We start from the raw sequence: 22,108 nt of genomic DNA, 5'->3' as shown, positions 1-22,108 counted from the left end.
ATTAGATACAAACATAAGATGTGGAGAAAGCAAAGTAGGGGAGATTATCCCCTACTTTTTGAATACTGGCACAAAGTCATATGTTAACTCGCCATTATTATATGAAAATTCTAATAGTCTTAAATCAAATGTAGTACTTGTGGTATTTAGATTTGGCTTGGACAATTCTATATATCTAACACCATCTCTTAAGTCTACTTCGTTTTTACCTCCGTTAGATACTACCCATATATTCTTGCCTTTTTCTGCATATTGCACTAATGTATCATGAAGCAGCTTTGCCTCAAGCTTATCTGTAAATCCATTGCTGCCAAATACAGGTTTTGACATAGCGATTATTATATTATTTTGAGTAGCTATAGACAGATCATTTTTTAACCCTATCCATTGCTCAGGATTTGATGCTCTCAAGCCACCCTTTGAGCTATCAGCTCTGATGAATAATATATCACCATCTCTAATTGGTAAATACCCAGTTGAGACCTCTACTATTTTTGCATTAGTTCCTTTTTTCAGACTTTCATCAATTTGTCCCATAAAAAATCCATATTTACTATTAGATAAGCGATTAGTAATTTGCTTTGCAATCTGCTGTTTATATAGATTATCTAATTTATCTATTCCAAAGCCCATTATAAACTTAAATCCACTTTCTACTGTATCAACAGTTTTCTGTTTTTCATCCTTTACTGATGTAGAGGAAGGAAGATTAACTACATCAAAGTTTTTCGGATACATTGCTTTTAAACCATCAAAAAGCAACTCGCCTGAGTATTTATTCATAGGATTTATTTCTGTTACATAAATTCTCTCTAATGTTACTGGATATGCGGCATCAGAAGGAATATTAGCAGTGACGAACTTCCAGCCCTTCCAATCCACATTAGTAGCAAAATCAAGCTTAATAGCTTTTCCATTGGCATCAGACATTTGTCCTCTTATCCAGCTGTTATTTTCATTGCCATATACCCACATGCCTATTTTTTCTGGGTTTTTGCTAAGCTGTACCCCTTTTTCACCAAAAGCTATATACGCTGCTCTAGTTTCATCAGAGCCTGTAAAATCATATCTAAGTTTTACAGAGCCAAGTCCAACCTTGCTGTCAGAGCTTTGCTCAATACTGCCTGTAACCACATTTGGATATGACAAGAAGCTAATACCACCTAGACCTTCGAAATCATTTATCATGATTTCCTCAAATCCTACGGAAACCAATGTGCTTTCTACTGCACTTCCTAATCTAGCTACAAGCGCACCAGCAGCTGGCTTATCTGCACTGTAGAATATACCATCCTGCACATAGCCTACGTTACCTATTGATTCCCAAGCTATATCATTTGACTCTATAAGTGCTACATGTCCTTGGCTGTTCTTTCCATATATTTTTCCAAGGCTTTTCTGACTAGATGCATCTATACCAAACTTATCTGTTTCTAATTGAAGCTCTTTTACATCGCCTAATACCTTGATTTTCATTTCTGCATGTGTATTGTTATAAAAGGCTTTTACTGTTCCTTCACCCGAGCTATTTGCTGTAAGAACATTTCCATTAAATTTGCCATTTATCCCATCTATAAAGAATTGAACACTTTCATCATCTACATCTACTGGATTATGAAATTCATCGAAGCCCTTTATATAAAACTTTCTGGTAGTATTAACAAACATTTTACTGTCATCAGTATAGACCTTAATATAGCTTAGGTCACCTTGAGGAGCAGTACTAGTTACGCCGATTCCATTTGTCACTTTTCTCTGACTTCCTTCAGAAGGACGGTTTACAATTACAGGATCATCAGTACCAGCAGGCTTAATAGCCATAGTTGTAGAGCCGCCTCCGTCAAGATTAATTGCATCATAGGCACCTAGAGTCAGCATTATATCTGCCATTGTTTCCTGACTAACTCCCTTGTATGATGTATCTCTACCGTCAATTGTAGCCATTATAATCTCTCTTTTATCTCTAGTTATTCCAATGGCTGTTCTAGGATGATCCCCTTGAATATTTATCTTAAAAGGAGTTCTGGCCCCATCCTTTAACAGAGGACTTCCACCACCAATTGCAGCAACTATGCTGTTATAATCAGGTGATGTATGATATTCTAAAGATACTCTTTCTCCAACATGAAAGTTATTTGATAGCTGATTTGCAACACTTCCTCTTCCAGTTATAATATATCCATCCTGAGGGAAAGAAATAGGAGGTTGACCTACTCTTATTTCAGACACATAATCGTTAACTACTACTACTTCTATAAGATCATTGAATACCTTGTTCCCTAAGGATTGACTATTCCAATTTTTATCGTATATTATGATATCCTCGTGTAATTTACTTTCTTTGTTCATTGCTTTTACATTTAAAGCCGCTCCGTTTTGAGCTATTACTTTTATGCTCCAATCCCAGAAGGATATGGAAGGGTTCTTATAATTATCCACTGCAAATACAGGAAGTCCTTGATTCCATGTATCATAAGGAGATGACACCATTATTCCACCATCAATAACTACACCCTCTGGGTATGAATTATGTACTGTGGAAAAGTAATCTCCATTTATAGCCCCTACTACATTAGATGATTTCATCATATTTGTGATAGTATCTCTTTTAGAAATACCATCCTTACTGAATAATGTCTTAATATCTGTGTATTGGTCATCAAGATTTATTCTAAGCACATTTATGTTCCACCAGCCATTAGCATTGAACTGCTTAATTGTCTCGTGTATTACACCACTTGATATGTTTTCTGACATCTTTTCTTCATGTATTATGAAGGGCTTACTTGCAAAGCTTGGAGTAAAACTGCAAAAAATTATGGCGGCAGAGGAAACCCCTACTACGAAATTTCTTATGTATCTGTTCATATTGTGTATACACCTCTCTTTTGTTTTTTGTTTTTACATCTCGATTTTTGTGAGGAAAACTAATAGGTTTGACAGTAATTTCGACGAAAAAGTTCCATATTTCCTATATTTCTTCCGTCGTCATCTATAATTATATAGCATTAAAGCTGAGATTAGATTATAATTTGATTACAATATAATTACAATTATGTAACCTAGTAATTTTATACATTTAAACCATATGTGCCCGAAAAGTAAAAGAATAGATAAAAGCATGTTCCATTAATATTAAATATAAAATATTAGATATGAAAGGATGAGAATATAGAAAAGAACTGCTGGGGGTACCCAGCAGTGTTGAAATTATATGGTGGAAGCGATCAAGTAATCAATTATCATTTTTCTTGCAATTATTAGATAAAATGCATTTTTCACAATGTACTTTGATTTTTTCAAAGCTCTCTTGACTAATATGATGTTCAATCCTACATGCATCCTCTAGAGCAGTTTCCTTGCTGACACCAAGTGCTACAAGCCATTCTGTCAGCAGGCTGTGGCGTTCGTATATCCGCTCAGCAATTTCTAGACCAGATTCTGTTAAAGTAATAAATCCCTTTTTATCAATAGTAACATATCCATTTTCACGAAACTGTTTCATTGCGTTGCTCACACTAGGTTTAGAAAAGTTTAGCTCATTAACTATATCTATAGAACGGACCTGACCAATTCTATTTTTGAGCATCAAAATTGTCTCAAGGTAGTTTTCAGCAGATTCTTGAATTTTCAATAAAATCACACCTCCAAATCCTACGTTCATGTTAACAGAAAACTTTAATTAAATCAACAAAAAAGCGAAAAACTCTATTGACAAATTATAAACAGGGTGATAGACTAAATTTAAATTAAAGGTTAGTCTAGGCTAACTAATAGGAGGAATTATGATGCCACTTACTATGGCTGCAATAGGAGAAACTAACTTTATTAAGAAAATTGTAGGAAAAGATGATGTACGTAAATTCCTGGCTAGCCTCGGATTTGTGGAGGGCGCAGATGTTACTATTGTTTCTGAGCTTGCAGGGAACGTGATTTTAAATGTCAAAAATACTCGTGTGGCGCTTGATAAAGTCATGGCTAATAGAATTATGGTATAAGGAGGACAAAGACATGAACACATTGAATTCAGTTAAATGTGGAGAAACTGTTACTGTTGTAAAGCTCCATGGAGAAGGAGCTGTAAAACGTAGGATTATGGATATGGGAATCACAAAAGGTGTTAAGATTATGGTTCGTAAGTATGCACCTTTAGGAGACCCCATTGAAGTAAATGTTCGTGGCTACGAGCTTAGTCTGCGTAAAGCCGATGCAGAAATGATTGAAGTACAATAAATTTAAGCAGTCCTAGGGACTGCATATTTTAGAACATGAAGTTAGTCGTAACTAACTTGTTAAAGGAGGAATAGTATATGAATTTAAGAATAGCTCTTGCGGGGAATCCAAACAGTGGCAAGACTACGATGTTTAATACTCTTACAGGAAGCTCACAATATGTGGGCAATTGGCCTGGTGTAACCGTTGAAAAAAAGGGAGGGAGATTGAAAGGAAATAAAGATGTGGAAATCATTGATTTACCTGGTATATACTCTCTTTCACCCTATACTCTTGAAGAAGTAGTTTCTAGAAACTATTTATTAAACGATGCTCCAGATGCTATTATTAATATTGTTGATAGTACTAATATTGAACGAAACCTGTACTTGACTACTCAACTTTTAGAGATTGGTATTCCTGTCATAGTTGCACTGAATATGATGGATGTTTTGCGTAAGAATGGTGATGAGATTGATATTAAAAAGCTTTCAAAACAGCTTGGCTGCGAGATAGTTCAAACATCAGCATTGAAAGGCGAAGGCTGTATAGAAGTGGCTGAAAAAGCTATAGCTTTAGCAAAGTCTAAGAATAAACCAGTACCAAAGCATTCATTTTCTAAGGATGTAGAACAAGCGCTTAGTTCAATTAAGGATATTTTTTCAGAAAAAGTAGACAACAGCAATCTTAACTGGTATGCCATAAAGCTTTTTGAACGTGATGAAAAGGCAATAGAGCAGATTAATCTTTTAGACTCTGCTATGAATTCTATTGAGAAAATCATAGTACAGTGTGAAACAGAGCTTGATGATGACAGCGAAAGCATTATAACAAATGAACGGTATACCTATATAAGTGGCATTGTTAAAGAATGTGTAAAGAAGAAGAGAAGTACTAATATGACTACCTCTGATAAAATTGATAGAGTAGTTACTAACCGATTTTTGGCGCTTCCTATATTTGCTGCAGTTATGTTTTTAGTATACTATGTTTCAGTATCTACTGTGGGAACCTGGATGACTGACTGGACAAATGAAATGTTATTCGGAGAAATAGTTCCTTCTGCTGTTGAAAACTTTTTAGCATCCATAGGCACTGCAGAATGGCTTAATTCTTTAATACTTGATGGTATTATTGCTGGAGTTGGTGCCGTACTAGGCTTTGTACCTCAGATACTTGTTTTATTCTTGTTCCTTGCAATTCTTGAAGACTGTGGATACATGGCACGTATTGCCTTTATAATGGATAGGATTTTCAGAAAGTTTGGTCTTTCGGGTAAATCCTTTATTCCTATGCTAATTGGTACAGGTTGTGGTGTTCCAGGCATTATGGCTTCAAGGACAATTGAAAATGAACGTGATAGAAAGATGACTATTATAACCACAACTTTTATTCCATGCTCTGCAAAGCTTCCAATTATTGCTTTAATCGCAGGGGCATTGATGCCAGGGGCGGTCTGGGTTGGACCATCAGCTTACTTTATTGGTGTTGCTGCAATAATTATTTCAGGTATTATTTTAAAGAAAACAAAAGGATTTGCAGGAGATCCTGCTCCATTTGTAATGGAGCTGCCTTCATATCATGTTCCTGGAATCAAGGGAGTGTTGATTCATATGTGGGACAGGGGAAAATCCTTTATTAAAAAAGCTGGAACTATTATATTTCTTTCAAGTGTAGTTATTTGGTTCTTAAGCTCATTTAGCTGGTCAATTGAGATGGTTGATACATCAGAGTCAATCTTAGCTTCCATTGGAAGAGTCATTGCTCCTATATTTGCACCTTTAGGATTTGGAGATTGGCGCTCAACAGTAGCTACATTTACAGGACTTGTTGCAAAGGAAAATGTTGTGGGTACTTTTGGTATTCTTTTTGGATTTGCTGAAGTAGCAGAAGATGGTGTTGAAATTTGGCCATTGCTACAGCAGGCATTTACACAACTGTCTGCTTTCTCATTTTTAATATTTAATTTACTATGTGCTCCATGCTTTGCAGCAATTGGTGCTATTAGACGTGAGATGGGAAATGCAAAGTGGACACTTATTGCAGTTGGTTATCAAACTGGATTTGCTTATGCAGTTTCTTTAATGGTATATCAGCTAGGAATGTTCTTTACTGGAAATGGATTTAATATAGGTACAGTGGTTGCCTTTATGATGGTTGCATTAATGCTGTATCTGCTATTTAGGCCCTATAGGGATACTGATTCTACATCAAAAACTTTTAAAAAAGCAGTGAAAGCATAAAGATATTTTTAGAATAAGCTTTATATTTTAAACAAATAGATCGATTATATTAAAGACTATAGAGTATTTAGGTCATGAGGTTTTATTGTAAAAGGAGGATTGAATTATGGCAACAGCTATTATTGGTATTTTAATAGGAGCAGCATTTGTAGGTGTCAGCTATTATACCTACAAACATAGGAAAAAATGCAGTTCCTGCTGCAGCGGATGTTCGTCAAATTCTGAATGTCATAAATAACAATACAGGGTGCATATGTTTTATATGCACCCTGTAATATTTACTCATTAAAAAAAGAAGCCAACTGTAACATCGATCGACTTCTCTTTCTGCTTGATTAGTTTTTATGGATAATAAGAAACACGCTGGACTCATCTACCTCTTGCACCTGATAGGGGTAGCCCGACTCCTCACCGATTTTTTGAAAATCCGCGGGTGAATGGATAATCGCCCTGAAGCCATCCTTGCAAATAATCACGCCATTTTGGGTTTTGGCATAGTCAATTTCCCCCAAAAGCCCTTTAGCGGCCTGTTCTTCAAACCATTTAAGGCGGAAATCCCAAAATTTAGCACTGTAGCTGCTGAAATAGGCCGTTCCTCCTGGTACCAATGTCTCAAGAATTTTGTGAATGACGGTGGAATCAGCACGCATGGCAGACAACCCGTTTTGCAGACAAAAAATGATATCAAAGGGCTTAGAAAATTCCATATTGTGAACATCCATCACAACCATGCTCGCGTTGGGATAGTCTTTGAGATATGCCTTGCCTAACTCAACGCTTTTCTCCGAGATATCCATCCCGACTATAGAGCCGCAGTGGGGAGCCAATTCCCTAACAATCCGACCATATCCGGCTCCAAGCTCCAAAACTCTTTGTGTTTTTGATAGGTTTTTCTTGGCAAAATCTATCTCCGCTTGTAAGTACTGCTTAATACGTGGAATTTGGGTTTCATACACCTGAAACAGCTTTTGAGAATTTAACTTTTCGCCATAGTAATTGCTCATGTTTCTTATTCCTCTCCTCATTGTAAATTAGAATCAAATATATATTCTTCTCTGAGCTAAGACTGGATTACGATTATCTCAGAGTTAACAATCTGTAACTATTGTGTTTTTAGCTCACTACTGGTAAATTATGTTGAAATAAAGCTTTGGAAGTCCTAATCAACAAAGTAGTTACAGCATCACAATGTCATAAAACAATAGATTTTTGCTGATATTAACTGTGAATATCGCCATTAATGATAATTTTAACAAATATTTTCCAATTATACAATAGTTGTCTAAAATGGTTAGGCGAAAGTTAGATGCAACTCCTTGATATGATATTTGAATTGATATAAATTTTGATTACACCACTACATAGGGTGTAATCATGAAGTGGGAATGATATCCACGAAATTGAGCTTTTTTCTGATGAGATTTTTTAGGGTTAAAGACCCTAAAAAAGACGAATGTCATGGGCGAGAAAGCCCATGACATCTATAATTGCCATTATTTTTGGTCGGGGTGGAGGGACTCGAACCCCCGGCCCCATGGTCCCAAACCACGTGCGCTACCAAACTGCGCTACACCCCGCAAAAATGTTACCTTTTTATTATAGACTATGAATCATATAAACGCAATACTATATTTGTGCCTTATAGGTTTATTATAAGCTTTATTTGACAATAAGGTTACATAATCTTAATATCTCAATGTGTAGCTTAATATTATCTGTATATTAGAGATAAGTAATGTAAAAGATAGTTTATGTCTCTACTATTATGGGTAAAAGAATTATTGACATAAAAAACTACATGTGATAATATTTCTTTGATGAAAAAAATTGAATATAGTTTGCCTTATTAAGAGTGGTGGAGGGAATAGGCCCGTTGAAGCCCAGCAACCAGTAACATTTGTTATCAGGTGCTAAATCCTACAGAATGTAAGTTCTGAAAGATGAGGTTTTAAGAATACTTCCTCTTCTTTTCGAAGAGGTTTTTTTATTATGGAATGTAAATAATAAAATTATTAAAATATATGGAGGGCTTAGGATGAAAAAATGGTTTTTTACTTCAGAATCTGTTACAGAAGGGCATCCAGATAAAATATGTGATCAAATATCAGATTCTATATTGGATGCTATACTGGAAAGAGATCCTGATGCAAGAGTTGCTTGTGAGACATCGGTTACAACAGGCCTTGTTCTTGTAGCTGGAGAAATAACAACTAATTGCTATGTAGATATACCAAAAGTAGTTAGAAAGACTATTGAGGATATAGGCTATACAAGGGCGAAATACGGTTTTGACTGCGACACATGCGCAGTATTGACATCAATAGATGAGCAGTCACCAGATATTGCAATGGGAGTAAACGAGGCTTTCGAGCATAGAGGTCAAAAAACAGACGAGCTTGACGTCACTGGAGCTGGAGATCAGGGTATAATGTTTGGGTTTGCTTGTAATGAAACTCCTGAGCTGATGCCACTTCCAATATCATTAGCTCATAAGCTGGCAATAAGATTATCTGAGGTTAGAAAAAATGGAACTCTTGATTACTTGAGACCAGATGGGAAAACTCAGGTTACTATAGAGTACCACGATAATAAACCGGCCAGAGTAGCTGCCATAGTAATATCTACACAGCATAGTCCAGAAGTTGAACTGAAAACTATAGAAAAAGATATTAAGGAGCATATAATATCAAAAATAGTTCCTTCAAGCCTAATAGATGAGAACACCAAATACTATATAAATCCTACAGGCAGATTTGTTGTAGGTGGACCTCAGGGAGATGCAGGACTTACAGGCAGAAAAATAATAGTAGACACCTATGGAGGATATGCTAGACATGGCGGTGGAGCATTTTCAGGAAAAGATCCAACAAAGGTAGATCGTTCTGCTGCTTATGCTGCAAGATATGTTGCTAAGAATGTGGTAGCAGCTGGACTTGCAGATAAATGTGAAGTTCAGCTTGCCTATGCAATAGGCGTTGCAAAGCCTATTTCTATACTAGTAGATACATTTGGAACAAATAAGATTGAAGAGAGCAAAATTGAAGAACTTATCAGTAAACATTTTGATTTAAGACCAGCGGCCATTATTAAAAACTTAGATTTAAGGAGACCACTATATAGGCAAGTAGCAGCATATGGCCACTTTGGAAGAACTGATTTAGATCTTCCATGGGAGAAAACAGATAAAGTTGATATACTTAGAAAAGAAGGCTTAGGAAAATAAAATAATTTTTAAACTTAAGGAGAAGTACAAAAGTCATCAAAGGACTTTTGACTTCTCCTTATTATTTTTAATCTATTTTTCATTTTCCATTCTCAATTAATCAATGACTTTACCCTAACTCCCGATTTAAAGCTTTTTAATATATCAGTTATTATTAGATTACCGGTAGAACACAGAGAAGAGCTTCTCAAAATGACATTGATTGGGGACATGAAGCTACATTCCATGACTCCAAAAAGAAAGGAGGTGGAAACATGGCAGTTAACGCTGTTATCAAGGAAACAAAATTAAAGCTTCAACTTGATGGTGGTCTTAATGAGAAAGGAAACCCAGTAGTAAAGTCTAAAACCTTTTCTAAGGTAAAAACTGACGCTGTTAACGATAATCTTTTCTCAGTAGCAGAATCACTAGCAGGTCTACAAGAAATGCCTCTTATAGGTATAAAAAGAGTAGACGAAATTGATCTTCAACAAGAGTAGTAGACGTGTCTCCTTAACTGGAGACACATCTAAATCAATAGAAAAAGGAGGTGAAATTCATGGCTAAGAAAAGACTTGAGATGGTTTTCAAAAACCAAAAAGATAAAACAAGCAAATTATCTCTAGACAATCCAAAAGAAGATGTTGCTGAGGCAGATATCAAGACTGCTATGGAAAATATAGTAGCGGCGAATATATTTGAAACAGCAGATGGTGATTTAGTTTCAGTAGTGTCAGCAAGAATAGTAAGCACAGATGTAGAAGAGATAGTACTATAATTAGAAACCAGCAAACTAAGTCGGGGGCAAACTAAGGATTGTTCCCGACTTAGTATTATCATGAAGTTTTCTTGTCATCTTGAGTAAAACGAAGAAGCTTATACACAATGGTTAAGCAGCAATTAAACTATCACCAAATTATGAGAGATACTTCGACTGCACTCAGTATGACAATTATTATTTATTTTGCGAAAGGAGGCATTATCATGGAAGAGGTTTACTCTCAAATAGCCAATTTAGGTTTTCCAATTGCCGTATCAGTATATTTGCTTGTACGGATAGAAGGAAAGCTGAACAAGCTAACTGAAAGTATAACAGAGCTTTCAAAGGTTATAGCTGCTAAGAAGTAGAGGCTGGCTTCCATGCCAGCCAAAGCCTTAGTCTTACCAACTGGAATTTAATCTTTTACTTAACCACAAATTTATTCCATCTATTGACACAGAACGTACGTTCGGATATAATAATATAAAAATAGGTTGGTTCACAGAACACTTTCAATATTGTCCTACGAACAGAAACTGAGGCTGACTTTCAAGTCAACCTGCTATGTAAGAAAGGAGTTGAAGAAAATGATAAGTGTAGAAGAACTAGTTTCAAACGAGATTATAGCTATTTTACCATTGTATATAGATATGGAAGGCAATTCCACAAAGGTAATCACCAAAAATCAAGATGAAAAATACATAAATAAAAGCATCAAAACATTTATAACATTACTAGCAAAACATTTTATGATTGACCTTAGCTCTACAAGGCAATACTATGGAAAGCTTATTGGTTCAGCAAACATAGTTCCTTTACCCTTTAATAAGGATAATATATTTGTACCGCTAAAGGTCAGAAAGCCCATATCCAAAAATGACGGCTCTCTTGGATATTTCAATATAGGTTTTATAAAAGATATTATTAAGAAAAATAACAGGATATATATTTCTCTAGATAAAGAGCTTTACATAGAAGTACTACAAGGAATGGAGTCTGCAAGAAGAAATATAAGAAATGCACATATTGTGAAGGATGCTTATTGTAAAAGAACTGGGGTGACTATTATGGAAGGTCAAGGATTTTATAGCGAATTAAGTAAGCCTGCAACAAAAGGAGATATTGCTGCACTCAGGAATGAATTGATGGATATCAAGATTAACTTGTTGAAGTCTTCTCATTCTAGTGTATAATTAATGTAGAGATATCTATACGATAGCTAAGTGATAGTAAAATTATTACTATGCATTTTTAGCAAATCTACATGAGCTTATTATAATAAGATTTTGATGGAGAACGTGATCCATTTTTAATTAAACTTACTGGGGGTACTTGCAATGGTAACTCTTCAAGGAACTATCGAAGAAATCATATTTCATAATGAATCTAATGGCTACACCATCGCAATACTAGAAACTGACGATGATGTAGTCACTATTGTAGGATATATACCTATTATTAGCTTAGGAGAAACTCTTAATGTGCAGGGAGAGTGGACGTATCATGTCAATTATGGTCAACAGCTAAAGGTAGATACATATTCTACAGTAGTACCTGCCACATTAAATGGTATAGTCAAATATCTCTCTTCTGGCCTCATTCCAGGCATAGGACCTAAGACAGCAGAAAAAATAGCTGAAAAATTTGGTTTAGATTCATTAGATATTCTGCAATACAATCCGGATAGACTAAAAGAAATCCCAGGCTTAGGAGAAAAAAAGATTGAAAAGATTGCAGAGGCATTTATTGAACAAAGAGAACTGAGAGATATAATGATATTCCTTCAAAACTACGGCATAGGACCTAATTATGGTATAAGAATATATAAAAAATATGGAAATGAAGCCATAATAAAAATAAAAGAAAATCCTTACAGATTATCAGAGGATATAGTTGGTATAGGCTTTAAAATGGCAGATAAAATAGCTCAAAGCATGGGAGTAGATTTTAGATCACCATATAGAATAAATGCTGGAATTAAATTTAGGCTAATGGAGTTTTCGGCAGAAGGCCATACCTATGCACCGCAGGAGCTCTTAATAAGGCTGACATCAGAGCTGCTAAATGTTGAAAGGGAACTAGTAGCTGATGGAATAAAAAGTCTAGCCATAAAGCAGGAAATACAGCTAGAAAGACTAGATGGAGATGAAATATGCGTATACTATATGCCATTTTATTTTGCGGAGACTAATGTATGTAAAAAAATAATTGAGCTATCGAGATCAGAGGTAAAGAGCCTTGATATAGATTTAAATAGAGTCATAGAAGATATTGAAGAAGAGGATAATATAAAATTTGCAGAAAAGCAGAAGGAAGCCATAAGACAGGCCATAGAAAATGGACTATTAGTAGTTACAGGGGGGCCAGGTACCGGAAAGACTACTACTATTAATAGCATTATAAAGCTTTTTGAAAAGAAGGGCCTTACAGTTACATTGGCTGCACCAACTGGAAGAGCAGCTAAAAGAATGAGTGAAGCATCGGGAAAAGAAGCCAAGACCATCCATAGACTTCTGGAATATGGCTTTGTAGATGATGAGCTTGGAATGGACTTTGCAAAAGATGAAGGAACTCCAATAGAAGCTGATGTTGTCATTATAGACGAGATGTCAATGGTAGATATACTTCTAATGAACAATCTTACAAAGGCAATACTGCCGGGAACCAGACTAATATTAGTAGGTGATACAGATCAGCTGCCATCAGTAGGGGCAGGAAATGTTCTTAGGGATATTATAAATAGTAAAATTGTTAAAGTAGTAAAGCTAGACGAGATTTTTAGACAGGCAAGAGAAAGTATGATAGTAGTAAATGCACATAGAATCAATAAAGGGGAAGCTCCATACCTAAATGTAAAGGATAAGGATTTCTTCTTTATGACTAGATTAAGCTCTGAAAGCATAGTAGATACAATAATTGAACTAAGCCAAGAGAGACTGCCTAAATTTAACGGATACGATCCAGCTAGAGATATTCAGATACTTACATCTATGAAAAAAGGAGATGCAGGTGTAAATGCATTAAATGAAAAGCTCCAGCAAGCATTAAATCCTAAGCATCACCTAAAAGCAGAAAAGAAATCTGGAGACATGCTGTTTAGAGTAGGGGATAAGGTAATGCAGATAAAGAACAATTATAAGACTAAATGGATTCTTGAGGAAAAGGATGGAAGCATTACTGAAGGTGAAGGAGTTTTTAATGGAGATTTTGGATTTATAACTGCTATTGATGAAGAGGAAAGCGAGCTTACAGTACTATTTGACGATAATAAGGAAGTAATATATAGCTTTAATCAGCTTGATGAGCTAAGACTTGCCTATGCTACAACAATCCATAAAAGCCAAGGAAGTGAATTTCCTGTAGTGATCATGCCAGTATGCTGGGGGCCTCCTATGCTTCTTACAAGAAATCTGCTATATACAGCTATTACAAGAGCAAAAGAGTTAGTAGTATTAGTAGGCATGGAAAAATATATGCATATGATGATAAATAATAATAGAATATTAAAAAGGTACTCAGGTCTTGATAAAAGACTTTTGAAAGTCTTCGACATGATGATGAGGGAGTAAAACGGCTATTGGCTGTTTTATAATTGAGAATTGTCATCCTGAGATGGACCATATAAGCCGACAAGTATTTTGTCATCCTGAGACTGACAGTATAAACCTTACTCACGAAGGATCTACTAGCGATGGATTTAAGTTTATGGAGGTTGTCATGTCTAACAAAGAAAACCTACTAAAGAAATTATACAATTCTGCATTAGATCTCTTGTTTCCAGAAGAAGGAGTATGCTTTTACTGCGACCATTATGATGAGGACGTAAAGGAAGATCATCTATGCAGTGATTGCAGGGACAAGCTTTCCTTCATTAACGAGGATAAATGCTCTACCTGCGGCAAGCCTACCTATGAGGGAAATATCTCAGACAGATGCAGCTATTGTGCAAATAAGACGTTTTATTTTACAAGAGCCATTTCTCCCTTGGAGTTTTCAGGGATTTTAAGAAAGGCTATCTACAGGTTCAAATATGAATCAAAGCCATATATGTACAAATCCTTTGGTGAGCTAATGCTATATGAGTTAGAAAAAGAAAATATAGGCCATATCGACCTTATAGTTCCAGTGCCTCTTCACAGATCTAGGAAAGCAGAAAGAGGCTACAACCAATCCGAGCTTTTAGCTAGATACATCTCATCAAAGCTAGATGTACCACTAGACAATAACAATCTCATAAGAATAAGAGCCACTAAAATACAAAACAAGCTAGATAGATATGAAAGACAGCAAAATATAAAAGGGGCTTTTAAAACCAAGAATAACAGGGTATTTAAAGAAAAAAGGATTCTTTTAGTTGACGATATATTCACTACAGGCGCTACAGTAAATGAATGTTCGAGAACTCTCATAGAAAGTGGTGCGGCGGAAATAATAGTGCTTACCATTGCTACAGGAAGACATTTATAGGACTAAATTATCAATCCTAAAAATTAGGTAAGAAAAAGAAGGATTTTATCATAAAGTATCGAAAACTATTCTTAAAGACGTAGCAGAGAATTTATTTGTTGTTCGGGGGTGAAACATATGAATATAAAAAACTGTAAAAAATGTAATAGAATTTTTGCGAACGATAGTTTTGATTTGTGCCCAATATGCAGAAATAGTGATGTAGAAGAATTTAAAGCAGTTAAAGATTTCCTTTACGATAATCCAGGTGCCGATATTCAGACGGTATCAGAGGTAACTGGTGTAGATACAAAGAAAATATTGAAATTTTTAAGAGAAGGTAAGCTGGAAATAACAGATAGCAGCCCGAATTTAATATTAGACTGTGAAAGATGTGGGGCACCTATTAAAACGGGAAAATTCTGCAACAAATGCATTTCTGAAATGGAGAGAGAGTTTAGAGGTGCAGTATCAGGCAATATTCCTGGATCTAGAAAAGACCTAGGAAAGAGTAGCGATAGGATGTATATTGCTGAAAGACGCAAAAAATAATAAAAAATTAAAGTTATACCCCATTCCTACCGATAATATATTTAGATGACGGATATGAATGGGGTGTTTTTATGAAAATTTTCAATAACAATAACATAAATAAAATAATGCAGGCTTATAGAAAGCAGGAAATTAGCAAAGAATCTTCTAAGGCTAATAAAGTAAGTAAAAACGACCAGCTTAGTTTATCGGATACTGCCAAAGATTATCAGATTGCTATGAATGCAATAAAAAATGTTCCAGATATAAGAAAAGAAAAGGTAGAAGCTATTAAAGAGCAGATTCGAACAGGAACATATGTAATAGATGCAGGTAAGATTGCTGAAAAAATATTAGAAAATGTAAGCTTCGATAAAAAAGCATAGGACAGGCGGTGATTTGATGAAAGTCCTCACGGAAGAACTAAAGGATGTTTTATTAGATGAATTAAAGGTATATGAAGAAATGCATGAATTGACAGTAAAAAAAACAGAGATTATTACGAGTGGAAGAATTAATGATTTAGATAATATTACACAAGTGGAGAACAGCCTTATATTAAAACTAGGACAGCTTGAAGAAAGAAGAGAAAAGGTAATTAATAATATTCACAAACATTTAGGCATCAAAGAAGATTCGACTGTAACGGATTTATTAAATCATATTGACAATTCTGATGGAATAAAGCAGGAAATAGAGAGCATTACTAAAAAGTTTTCTAAGGTGCTTAATTCCTTAAAAGAAAAAAATGATTTAAATAGTTTGCTCATTAAAGACACTCTAGAGTATATAGAAGTGAATATTAACCTTTTGACAAATACATCAGATCGAGGAATATATAATAATAAGGTTCAGAAGGAGCAGACTTCACAAAAAATCAGCTTATTTGATACTAAAGCATAGAAAGGCAGGAGATTAAATGTCTTCTTTTAGAGGATTATCCATTGGAATATCGGGATTATATGCAAATAAAAGATCCCTAGATACAATTTCACATAATATAGCAAACTCAGACAACCCTTTGTATGTAAGACAGCAGGCGTTACACGCCGATTCAAGGTACTCTAGAATTAGTTTAACTAATTATATTGGAACAGGGGTAGATGTTCAGCAGATTAGACAGATAAGAGATGAATTTTTAGATACAAAGGTCAGGAAAGAAGCTTCAGAGCTTGGGTACTGGGTTTCAAGGTCCAATGTTTTCGATCAAGTAGAAGGTATAGTTCGAGAGCTTTCGGAAGATGCAATGCAAGGCTTGATGGATAAGTTTTGGGGCTCATGGGAGGAAGTGTATAAAACTCCTGGTAGTCAAACTGCTAGAGGACTTTTGAGAGAAAGAGCCATAGAGTTTGTAGGCTCAGTAAATCATATGTACACACAGCTAGAATCCTTACAGTTTAATCTAGATAATAATATAAAAAATATAGTAGATGAAGTTAACTATCTGACAAATGGCATAGCTGAATTAAATACTAAAATAATGTCTGCGGAAGCCATGGGAGTTACTGCAAATGACTATAGAGACACTAGAAACGGTTATTTAGATAGATTATCTCAGATAGTAAAGGTTGATTACTATACAAGCAACAATGGAGCCATTAATGTAGCCGTTGGCGGCGCACATATTGTGTCAGATGGCATACATAGAGAAATTGAGGCTAAAAATAATGGAAGTCCTTTTGTAGATGTATTTTGGAAGGATACAGGCGAAGAGCTTTTACCAGAAAGAGATTTAAAAAGCGGAGAATTGATAGGTTTATTATATGCTAGAGGATACTATGGTCAGGAGTCTGAAATAACAGATACAACTGAATATAAATATATAATACCTACTATGAAAAAACAGCTGGATGAGTATGTCAAAGGGTTATCAGAGGCCATTAATGAAATACACAGTACAGGAAAGACACTTACTGGAAACACAGGAATAGACTTTTTTGTTAAACAAGATCCAAGTAATGAACATTGGGCAGGAAATATAAAGTTAAATGATGTCTTAGATTCATTAGATGAAATAGCAGCTTCAGAGTCAGGAGATATTGGAGATGGTAAAATAGCAGAAGCTATAGCAAAATTGAGATATACCGGAATATTCAATGACGGTAAAACAAATCCTGATAATTTCTATAGAGATATAATTACTGACTTTGGTATAGCTGGCAATGAAGCTATAACTATGAGCAATGCACATGAAATGGTAGTAAACCAAATTGACGATAGAAGGAGTTCATTGTCAGGGGTTTCCTTAGACGAAGAAATGACTGAAATGATTAAATTCCAACATGCATACAATGCAAATGCAAGGTTAATAAATGCCATAGATGAGATGATTGAACAAATAGTAAACAAGATGGGGATAGTGGGAAGATAGGAATAACAATTTGAAACTGAGAATAGAAAACGGAGAGTTGTCATCCTGAGCGCTAGCGAAGGATCTAGTATTTAAAAGAATTATGAATCGAATGAGGTGACTAAATGAGTTGGTTAGGTTTTAATACAGCAGTTTCAGGACTACTTGCTAGTCAAAGAAGATTATATGTTACAAATCACAATATAGCAAATGCAAATGCAGAAGGCTACTCAAGACAGGTAGCTACACAAAACGCTACATCACCACATCGCTTGCCAGGTATTGGCTTTGTGGGGACAGGTACTAATATAACATCAGTAGAAAGAGTGCGGGATTCATATCTAGATTATAAGTTTAGGACAGAAAATGCACCTTTAGGCGAATGGGAAATAAAGCGAAACACTTTAGTGGATATAGAGCATATCTTAAAGGAAAATGGGGAAGAAGGCTTAAGCAAATATGTGGACCAATTCTTTGGCGCCTTAGAAGACTTAAGTAAAAATCCTGGTGATGATTCCTATAGAGTAGCAGTTAGAGAAAAGGCTGTAGCTATGACAAACCATCTTAATGAAACTGCTACTAAGCTATATAATCTTGAAAAGGATACGAATTATCAGATAGGTGCTCAAATCAAGAAGGTAAATGATATAGGCTCTCAAATAAAAAACTTAAATGAGCAAATATACAGGCTTGAGCTAGATGGAAACAAGGCTAATGATTTAAGGGACCAGAGAGATTTACTAGTAAGTGAACTATCCAAGATAGTAAATGTGCAGGTAAGCGAACAAGACGGAAAGTACAAGGTATCTATAGGAGGAGCCTCTCTAGTAGAGCATTCAAACCTTAGTAAGCTAAAACATCCACCAAGAACAGAGGTTAGCGAAATAACAGGTGAAGAACTGGCACAAGTTGAATGGGAAAATGGAAATAAGGTAGCTTTGAAAAGTGGAGAGCTTAAAGGATTACTAGATGTAAGAGATGGGACTGGAGTAAATGGTGAATATGGTGGCATACCATATTATGTAAAGAGACTTGATGAGTTTGCTAAAATATTCGCTGAACAAATAAATAAGGTACATAAAGAAGGTTACAATGCTAATGGTGTTGCAGGAGGAGACTTCTTTGAAGCACTAGGCGGTGGAGACATTAGGGCTGATAACATATCTATAGCACAGTCGATAAAAGATAGCTTAGATAACATAGCGGCAGGTCGAAACCCAGATGATCCTTCTTTACCAACTGATCCTAATGGCATTGAGAACAATAAAAACATATTAGAGCTCATAAAACTAAGAGAAAGTAAGACTTTCTTTAGTGGAAGCACATATTCCCAAGGAACACCTGAGGACTATGCAACATCTATAATATCTACCCTAGGGGTATCTAGCCAATACGCAATAAGAATGAAGGATAACCAAGCACTTATAGTAGGAAGTGTTGAAACAAGAATAGATTCAGTATCTTCAGTAGACCCAGATGAAGAAATGGCAGATATGGTTAGGTTTATGAAAACATATACAGCATCAGCAAAGATGATAAGTACATTAGATGCACTATATGACATAACTGTAAACAGATTGGGATTAGTGGGAAGATAGAAGAGAATTGAGGATTGAGAATTAATTAAAGTTGTCATTCTGAGCGTCAGCGAAGAATCTCGCATTTATAGTAGTACAGTAGGAGCGCCTCAGGCGTCCATAAAAAGAGGTGAATAAATTGAGAATAACAAACAGTATGCTTGTAAGAAACATGATGGGTAACTTAAATAAAAACTTAAGAAGAATGGAAAAGCTTCAAACTCAATATCAATCAGGTAAATTATTTCAAGTTCCTTCAGATAATCCTATAGGAGTATCAAAGAGCTTAAAGCTATATACAGATCAATCAAAAATAGAACAGTATAAGAATAATCTGAGAGATGCTGTTGCTTGGATGTATACTACAGAGGATGCACTAACCCATCTTGGAGAAGTGCTCAATAGAACAAGATATCTTGCAGAAGATGCAGCAAATGGTACAAAAAATAAAGAAGACCTGGAAATGATAAAAAAAGAAATAACAGAACTAAAAAATCAAGTGGTTCAAGTTGCTAACACAACACATGCAGGTAGATCAATATTTACAGGGTTTAAGACAGATAGACCTTTACTAGATGAAAATGGTAAATATTATCTTAAAAATGACCCTTCAGAACCAAATCAAACATTGAAAAATAATGAAATATCTTCTTATAATGTTGGAGTTTCTGAAAATATTGATGTAAATGTAGTAGGAATGAGAGTTTTCGGTGTAGGAACTACTCCTGACTATGGTGCAGCTTCTGCGAGTACTGGAGATGATTCTTATCTTGTAAAAATGTTTGAAGAAATAGAGCAATATTTGGAAGATGAAGATTTTACTGCATTAAGTAATAGCTTAGGCACTATAGATGCTTCAATTAGCAATACACTTGAAGTAAAAGCCGAAATAGGAGCTAAGACTAATAGACTGGAAATGACTCAAAAAAGACTAGACTCAGATGCCGTAAACTTTAAAAGACTGCTATCAGAAAATGAGGATGCAGACTTAGCAGAGGTAATTATGAACTTTAAAATGGCAGAAAGCGTATATCTAGCATCTATGTCAGCAGGAGCAAGAATTATCCAGCCTAGTCTAGTAGATTTCTTAAGATAGTAGGAAGGCCATTGCTTATCAATAACACAAGTCATTCTGAGCATTAGCAAAGAATCTTATGTTGTCATTCTGAACGTTAGCGAAGAATCTTATATTGTCATTCTGAACGATAGTGAAGAATCTCGAGGTGATAAAATGCCACTAAGCATAACAACAGTAAAAGGCCAAATAGGCATCGAAACCACAAATGCATATTTAGACATGAGACAGCCTAAGGGAGAACAATCTATAAGGCAAATAAAGCCACAGATGATAATAGACAGGAAATTGCCTAAAGTACTTATAGATCAGTCTCAACCTTTTGCAGAAGCAGGAAGAAAGCCTTGGTCTCAGGTAGCTGCTGAATATGCACAGCTAGGTAGACAGCAAGCCTTAGAAGGCATAGCTAGAATAGTAGATGATGGTAACAGAATGGCTATGATACAAAGAAAAATGCCTGAAGCTATACCCGAAATAGCCTTCAAAAATTCTATGCCAAAGCAGCATGAATTTGACTTTGCTCTCATACCAACTAGCAGGCCTAAAATAGATGTAACAGGATATTTAAATATACAATGGCAGCTGGGTGGAGTAGAGCATAGCTATACACCGAGAAGACCAGAGGCAGACTATAGACCAGGCAAAGTGGACATATATATGAAGCAATATCCAAAAACAGAAATTAGATACATAGATAATAAAGCATAGGGAATGGCTAATAGCCATTCCCAAATTGCTTTAAAGATGAGTATGCTATTCTAAACAATAGCAAAGAATATCATAACAATAATGTCATTCTGAGCGCTAGCGAAGAATCCCAAAATGAGGAGGTTAAACAATGAAGCTATTAACAAGAGACTTCAACGAAATAGAAATAGACGAAAAAAACATAATCAACTTCAAAGATGGTATTCCAGGCTTTGACGATCTTGAAAGATTTATCATAATAGCTAATCCAGATATGGATATACCATTCAAGTGGCTCCAATCAGTAGAACAACCAGAGCTGGCATTTATAATTACAAACCCGTTTTTATTTAAAGAAGACTATGAGTTCAACATACCAGAGCATATTCTAGAAAAACTAAATATAAAAGATGAAAAAGATGTTTTAGTTTATTCTGTAGTAGTTATACCAGAAGATATTACCAAGATGACAGCAAATCTGGCAGGCCCTATTATCATAAATACAAGAGAAAAGCTAGGAAAGCAAATAGTATTAGATGACAATAGATACACAACTAAGCATTATATTTTAGAAAATGCAAAAGCTAAAGGTAAGGAGGAATAGCACATGCTAATACTTACCAGAAAAACTAATGAGAGTATAGTCATAAATAACAATATAGAAATAATTGTAGTGGGAATAGAGGATGGCAAAGTAAAATTGGGTATAAATGCACCAAAGAATATAGATATACATAGAAAAGAGATATATGAAAACATCAAGGCTGAAAATAAGTATGCTGCACAGCCTAAATCAATAGACTTATCAGTACTAGAAGATTTGCTGAAAAAGTCTAAATTTTAGCAAACATTCACAATTCATATTAACTATTTCACTGGAGATAAATAAATCAAATCAGAAAAAAATAATTTGTAAAAACGCTAAAGTTTTTAAACTGTTTGTCCGATAAATAATGTGAAGACAAAATTAAAAGTTTATAACTCTGGCCAGAGTTAACACAAAAATGTCATCCTGAGACGAAGTC

Annotated in this window: 23 protein-coding genes, 1 tRNA gene and 1 riboswitch; of the genes, 20 read left to right on the top strand and 4 right to left on the bottom strand. The window is 35.1% G+C overall.

Annotation, left to right across the window (positions count from 1 at the left end):
• Nucleotides 1-51: 51 nt before the first annotated feature.
• Nucleotides 52-2,868, bottom strand: a complete 2,817-nt coding sequence (locus tag QO263_RS18545; protein ID WP_285624755.1) for a phosphodiester glycosidase family protein — start codon at nt 2,866-2,868, stop codon at nt 52-54.
• A 367-nt stretch (nt 2,869-3,235) separates the two neighbouring features.
• Entirely contained in the window at nt 3,236-3,634 is a 399-nt protein-coding gene (locus QO263_RS18540) for a metal-dependent transcriptional regulator (RefSeq protein ID WP_285624753.1), read from the bottom strand.
• A gap of 154 nt (nt 3,635-3,788) precedes the next feature.
• Here QO263_RS18540 and QO263_RS18535 point away from each other — a divergent pair, with 154 nt between their 5' ends.
• From QO263_RS18535 to QO263_RS18520, 4 genes are all read left to right on the top strand, one after another.
• Nucleotides 3,789-3,998 (top strand): FeoA family protein, encoded by a 210-nt coding sequence (locus QO263_RS18535; RefSeq protein ID WP_285624750.1) that lies wholly within the window; start codon nt 3,789-3,791, stop codon nt 3,996-3,998.
• A 13-nt stretch (nt 3,999-4,011) separates the two neighbouring features.
• The gene (locus QO263_RS18530) at nt 4,012-4,233 is read left to right on the top strand and encodes a FeoA family protein (protein WP_285624747.1); all 222 of its coding nucleotides are present in this window, start codon (nt 4,012-4,014) and stop codon (nt 4,231-4,233) included.
• A gap of 77 nt (nt 4,234-4,310) precedes the next feature.
• Nucleotides 4,311-6,455 carry a ferrous iron transport protein B gene (gene feoB / locus QO263_RS18525; protein WP_285624744.1) on the top strand — a complete coding sequence of 715 codons (2,145 nt, stop codon included), beginning with the start codon at nt 4,311-4,313 and terminating at the stop codon, nt 6,453-6,455.
• 106 nt (nt 6,456-6,561) lie between these two features.
• The gene (locus tag QO263_RS18520) at nt 6,562-6,693 is read left to right on the top strand and encodes a FeoB-associated Cys-rich membrane protein (RefSeq protein WP_285624741.1); all 132 of its coding nucleotides are present in this window, start codon (nt 6,562-6,564) and stop codon (nt 6,691-6,693) included.
• Between the two features lie 97 nt (nt 6,694-6,790).
• Here QO263_RS18520 and QO263_RS18515 read toward each other — a convergent pair whose 3' ends face one another.
• The gene (locus QO263_RS18515; protein ID WP_285624739.1) at nt 6,791-7,459 is read right to left on the bottom strand and encodes a class I SAM-dependent methyltransferase; all 669 of its coding nucleotides are present in this window, start codon (nt 7,457-7,459) and stop codon (nt 6,791-6,793) included.
• 496 nt (nt 7,460-7,955) lie between these two features.
• Nucleotides 7,956-8,032 (bottom strand) — tRNA-Pro (locus tag QO263_RS18510).
• 263 nt (nt 8,033-8,295) lie between these two features.
• A riboswitch (SAM riboswitch) is annotated at nt 8,296-8,402 on the top strand.
• A gap of 88 nt (nt 8,403-8,490) precedes the next feature.
• Between QO263_RS18510 and metK the strand changes: the two genes are divergently transcribed.
• The 16 genes from metK to csrA all read left to right on the top strand — a co-directional run bounded on the left by metK (nt 8,491) and on the right by csrA (nt 21,927).
• The gene (gene metK / locus QO263_RS18505; protein WP_285624737.1) at nt 8,491-9,678 is read left to right on the top strand and encodes a methionine adenosyltransferase; all 1,188 of its coding nucleotides are present in this window, start codon (nt 8,491-8,493) and stop codon (nt 9,676-9,678) included.
• 254 nt (nt 9,679-9,932) lie between these two features.
• Nucleotides 9,933-10,157 carry a DUF1659 domain-containing protein gene (locus QO263_RS18500; RefSeq protein WP_285624735.1) on the top strand — a complete coding sequence of 75 codons (225 nt, stop codon included), beginning with the start codon at nt 9,933-9,935 and terminating at the stop codon, nt 10,155-10,157.
• A 59-nt stretch (nt 10,158-10,216) separates the two neighbouring features.
• Complete coding sequence (locus QO263_RS18495) at nt 10,217-10,435, top strand: DUF2922 domain-containing protein (RefSeq protein WP_285624733.1); 219 nt, start codon at nt 10,217-10,219, stop codon at nt 10,433-10,435.
• 206 nt (nt 10,436-10,641) lie between these two features.
• Nucleotides 10,642-10,785, top strand: a complete 144-nt coding sequence (locus QO263_RS18490; RefSeq protein ID WP_285624731.1) for a YvrJ family protein — start codon at nt 10,642-10,644, stop codon at nt 10,783-10,785.
• Between the two features lie 219 nt (nt 10,786-11,004).
• Nucleotides 11,005-11,610, top strand: coding sequence for a hypothetical protein (locus QO263_RS18485; RefSeq protein ID WP_285624728.1), 606 nt, complete (start codon nt 11,005-11,007; stop codon nt 11,608-11,610).
• 144 nt (nt 11,611-11,754) lie between these two features.
• Nucleotides 11,755-13,986 (top strand): SF1B family DNA helicase RecD2, encoded by a 2,232-nt coding sequence (recD2, locus tag QO263_RS18480; RefSeq protein WP_285624725.1) that lies wholly within the window; start codon nt 11,755-11,757, stop codon nt 13,984-13,986.
• Nucleotides 13,987-14,134: 148 nt separating this feature from the next.
• Entirely contained in the window at nt 14,135-14,884 is a 750-nt protein-coding gene (locus tag QO263_RS18475; protein WP_285624723.1) for a ComF family protein, read from the top strand.
• Between the two features lie 117 nt (nt 14,885-15,001).
• Nucleotides 15,002-15,415 carry a TIGR03826 family flagellar region protein gene (locus QO263_RS18470; protein ID WP_285624720.1) on the top strand — a complete coding sequence of 138 codons (414 nt, stop codon included), beginning with the start codon at nt 15,002-15,004 and terminating at the stop codon, nt 15,413-15,415.
• 71 nt (nt 15,416-15,486) lie between these two features.
• Nucleotides 15,487-15,780: a flagellar biosynthesis anti-sigma factor FlgM gene (gene flgM, locus QO263_RS18465; protein WP_285624719.1), complete on the top strand. Its 294-nt coding sequence runs from the start codon at nt 15,487-15,489 to the stop codon at nt 15,778-15,780.
• A gap of 16 nt (nt 15,781-15,796) precedes the next feature.
• On the top strand, nt 15,797-16,297 hold the full coding sequence (locus QO263_RS18460; RefSeq protein ID WP_285624716.1) for a flagellar protein FlgN: 501 nt from the start codon (nt 15,797-15,799) through the stop codon (nt 16,295-16,297).
• A gap of 16 nt (nt 16,298-16,313) precedes the next feature.
• Nucleotides 16,314-17,765 (top strand): flagellar hook-associated protein FlgK, encoded by a 1,452-nt coding sequence (flgK, locus tag QO263_RS18455; RefSeq protein ID WP_285624714.1) that lies wholly within the window; start codon nt 16,314-16,316, stop codon nt 17,763-17,765.
• 104 nt (nt 17,766-17,869) lie between these two features.
• Nucleotides 17,870-19,342: a flagellar hook-associated protein FlgK gene (gene flgK / locus QO263_RS18450; protein WP_285624711.1), complete on the top strand. Its 1,473-nt coding sequence runs from the start codon at nt 17,870-17,872 to the stop codon at nt 19,340-19,342.
• 118 nt (nt 19,343-19,460) lie between these two features.
• Complete coding sequence (gene flgL / locus QO263_RS18445) at nt 19,461-20,417, top strand: flagellar hook-associated protein FlgL (RefSeq protein ID WP_285624708.1); 957 nt, start codon at nt 19,461-19,463, stop codon at nt 20,415-20,417.
• A 135-nt stretch (nt 20,418-20,552) separates the two neighbouring features.
• Nucleotides 20,553-21,104 carry a DUF6470 family protein gene (locus tag QO263_RS18440; protein WP_285624706.1) on the top strand — a complete coding sequence of 184 codons (552 nt, stop codon included), beginning with the start codon at nt 20,553-20,555 and terminating at the stop codon, nt 21,102-21,104.
• 130 nt (nt 21,105-21,234) lie between these two features.
• On the top strand, nt 21,235-21,687 hold the full coding sequence (fliW, locus tag QO263_RS18435) for a flagellar assembly protein FliW (RefSeq protein ID WP_285624704.1): 453 nt from the start codon (nt 21,235-21,237) through the stop codon (nt 21,685-21,687).
• Between the two features lie 3 nt (nt 21,688-21,690).
• Nucleotides 21,691-21,927, top strand: coding sequence for a carbon storage regulator CsrA (gene csrA, locus QO263_RS18430; protein WP_285624702.1), 237 nt, complete (start codon nt 21,691-21,693; stop codon nt 21,925-21,927).
• Nucleotides 21,928-22,108 lie beyond the last annotated feature (181 nt).

Source organism: Proteiniborus sp. MB09-C3 (assembly GCF_030263895.1).
GTDB lineage: Bacteria > Bacillota > Clostridia > Tissierellales > Proteiniboraceae > Proteiniborus.
Note: the sequence above shows the minus strand (reverse complement) of the source record. Positions and strands in the feature narration are given on the sequence as shown.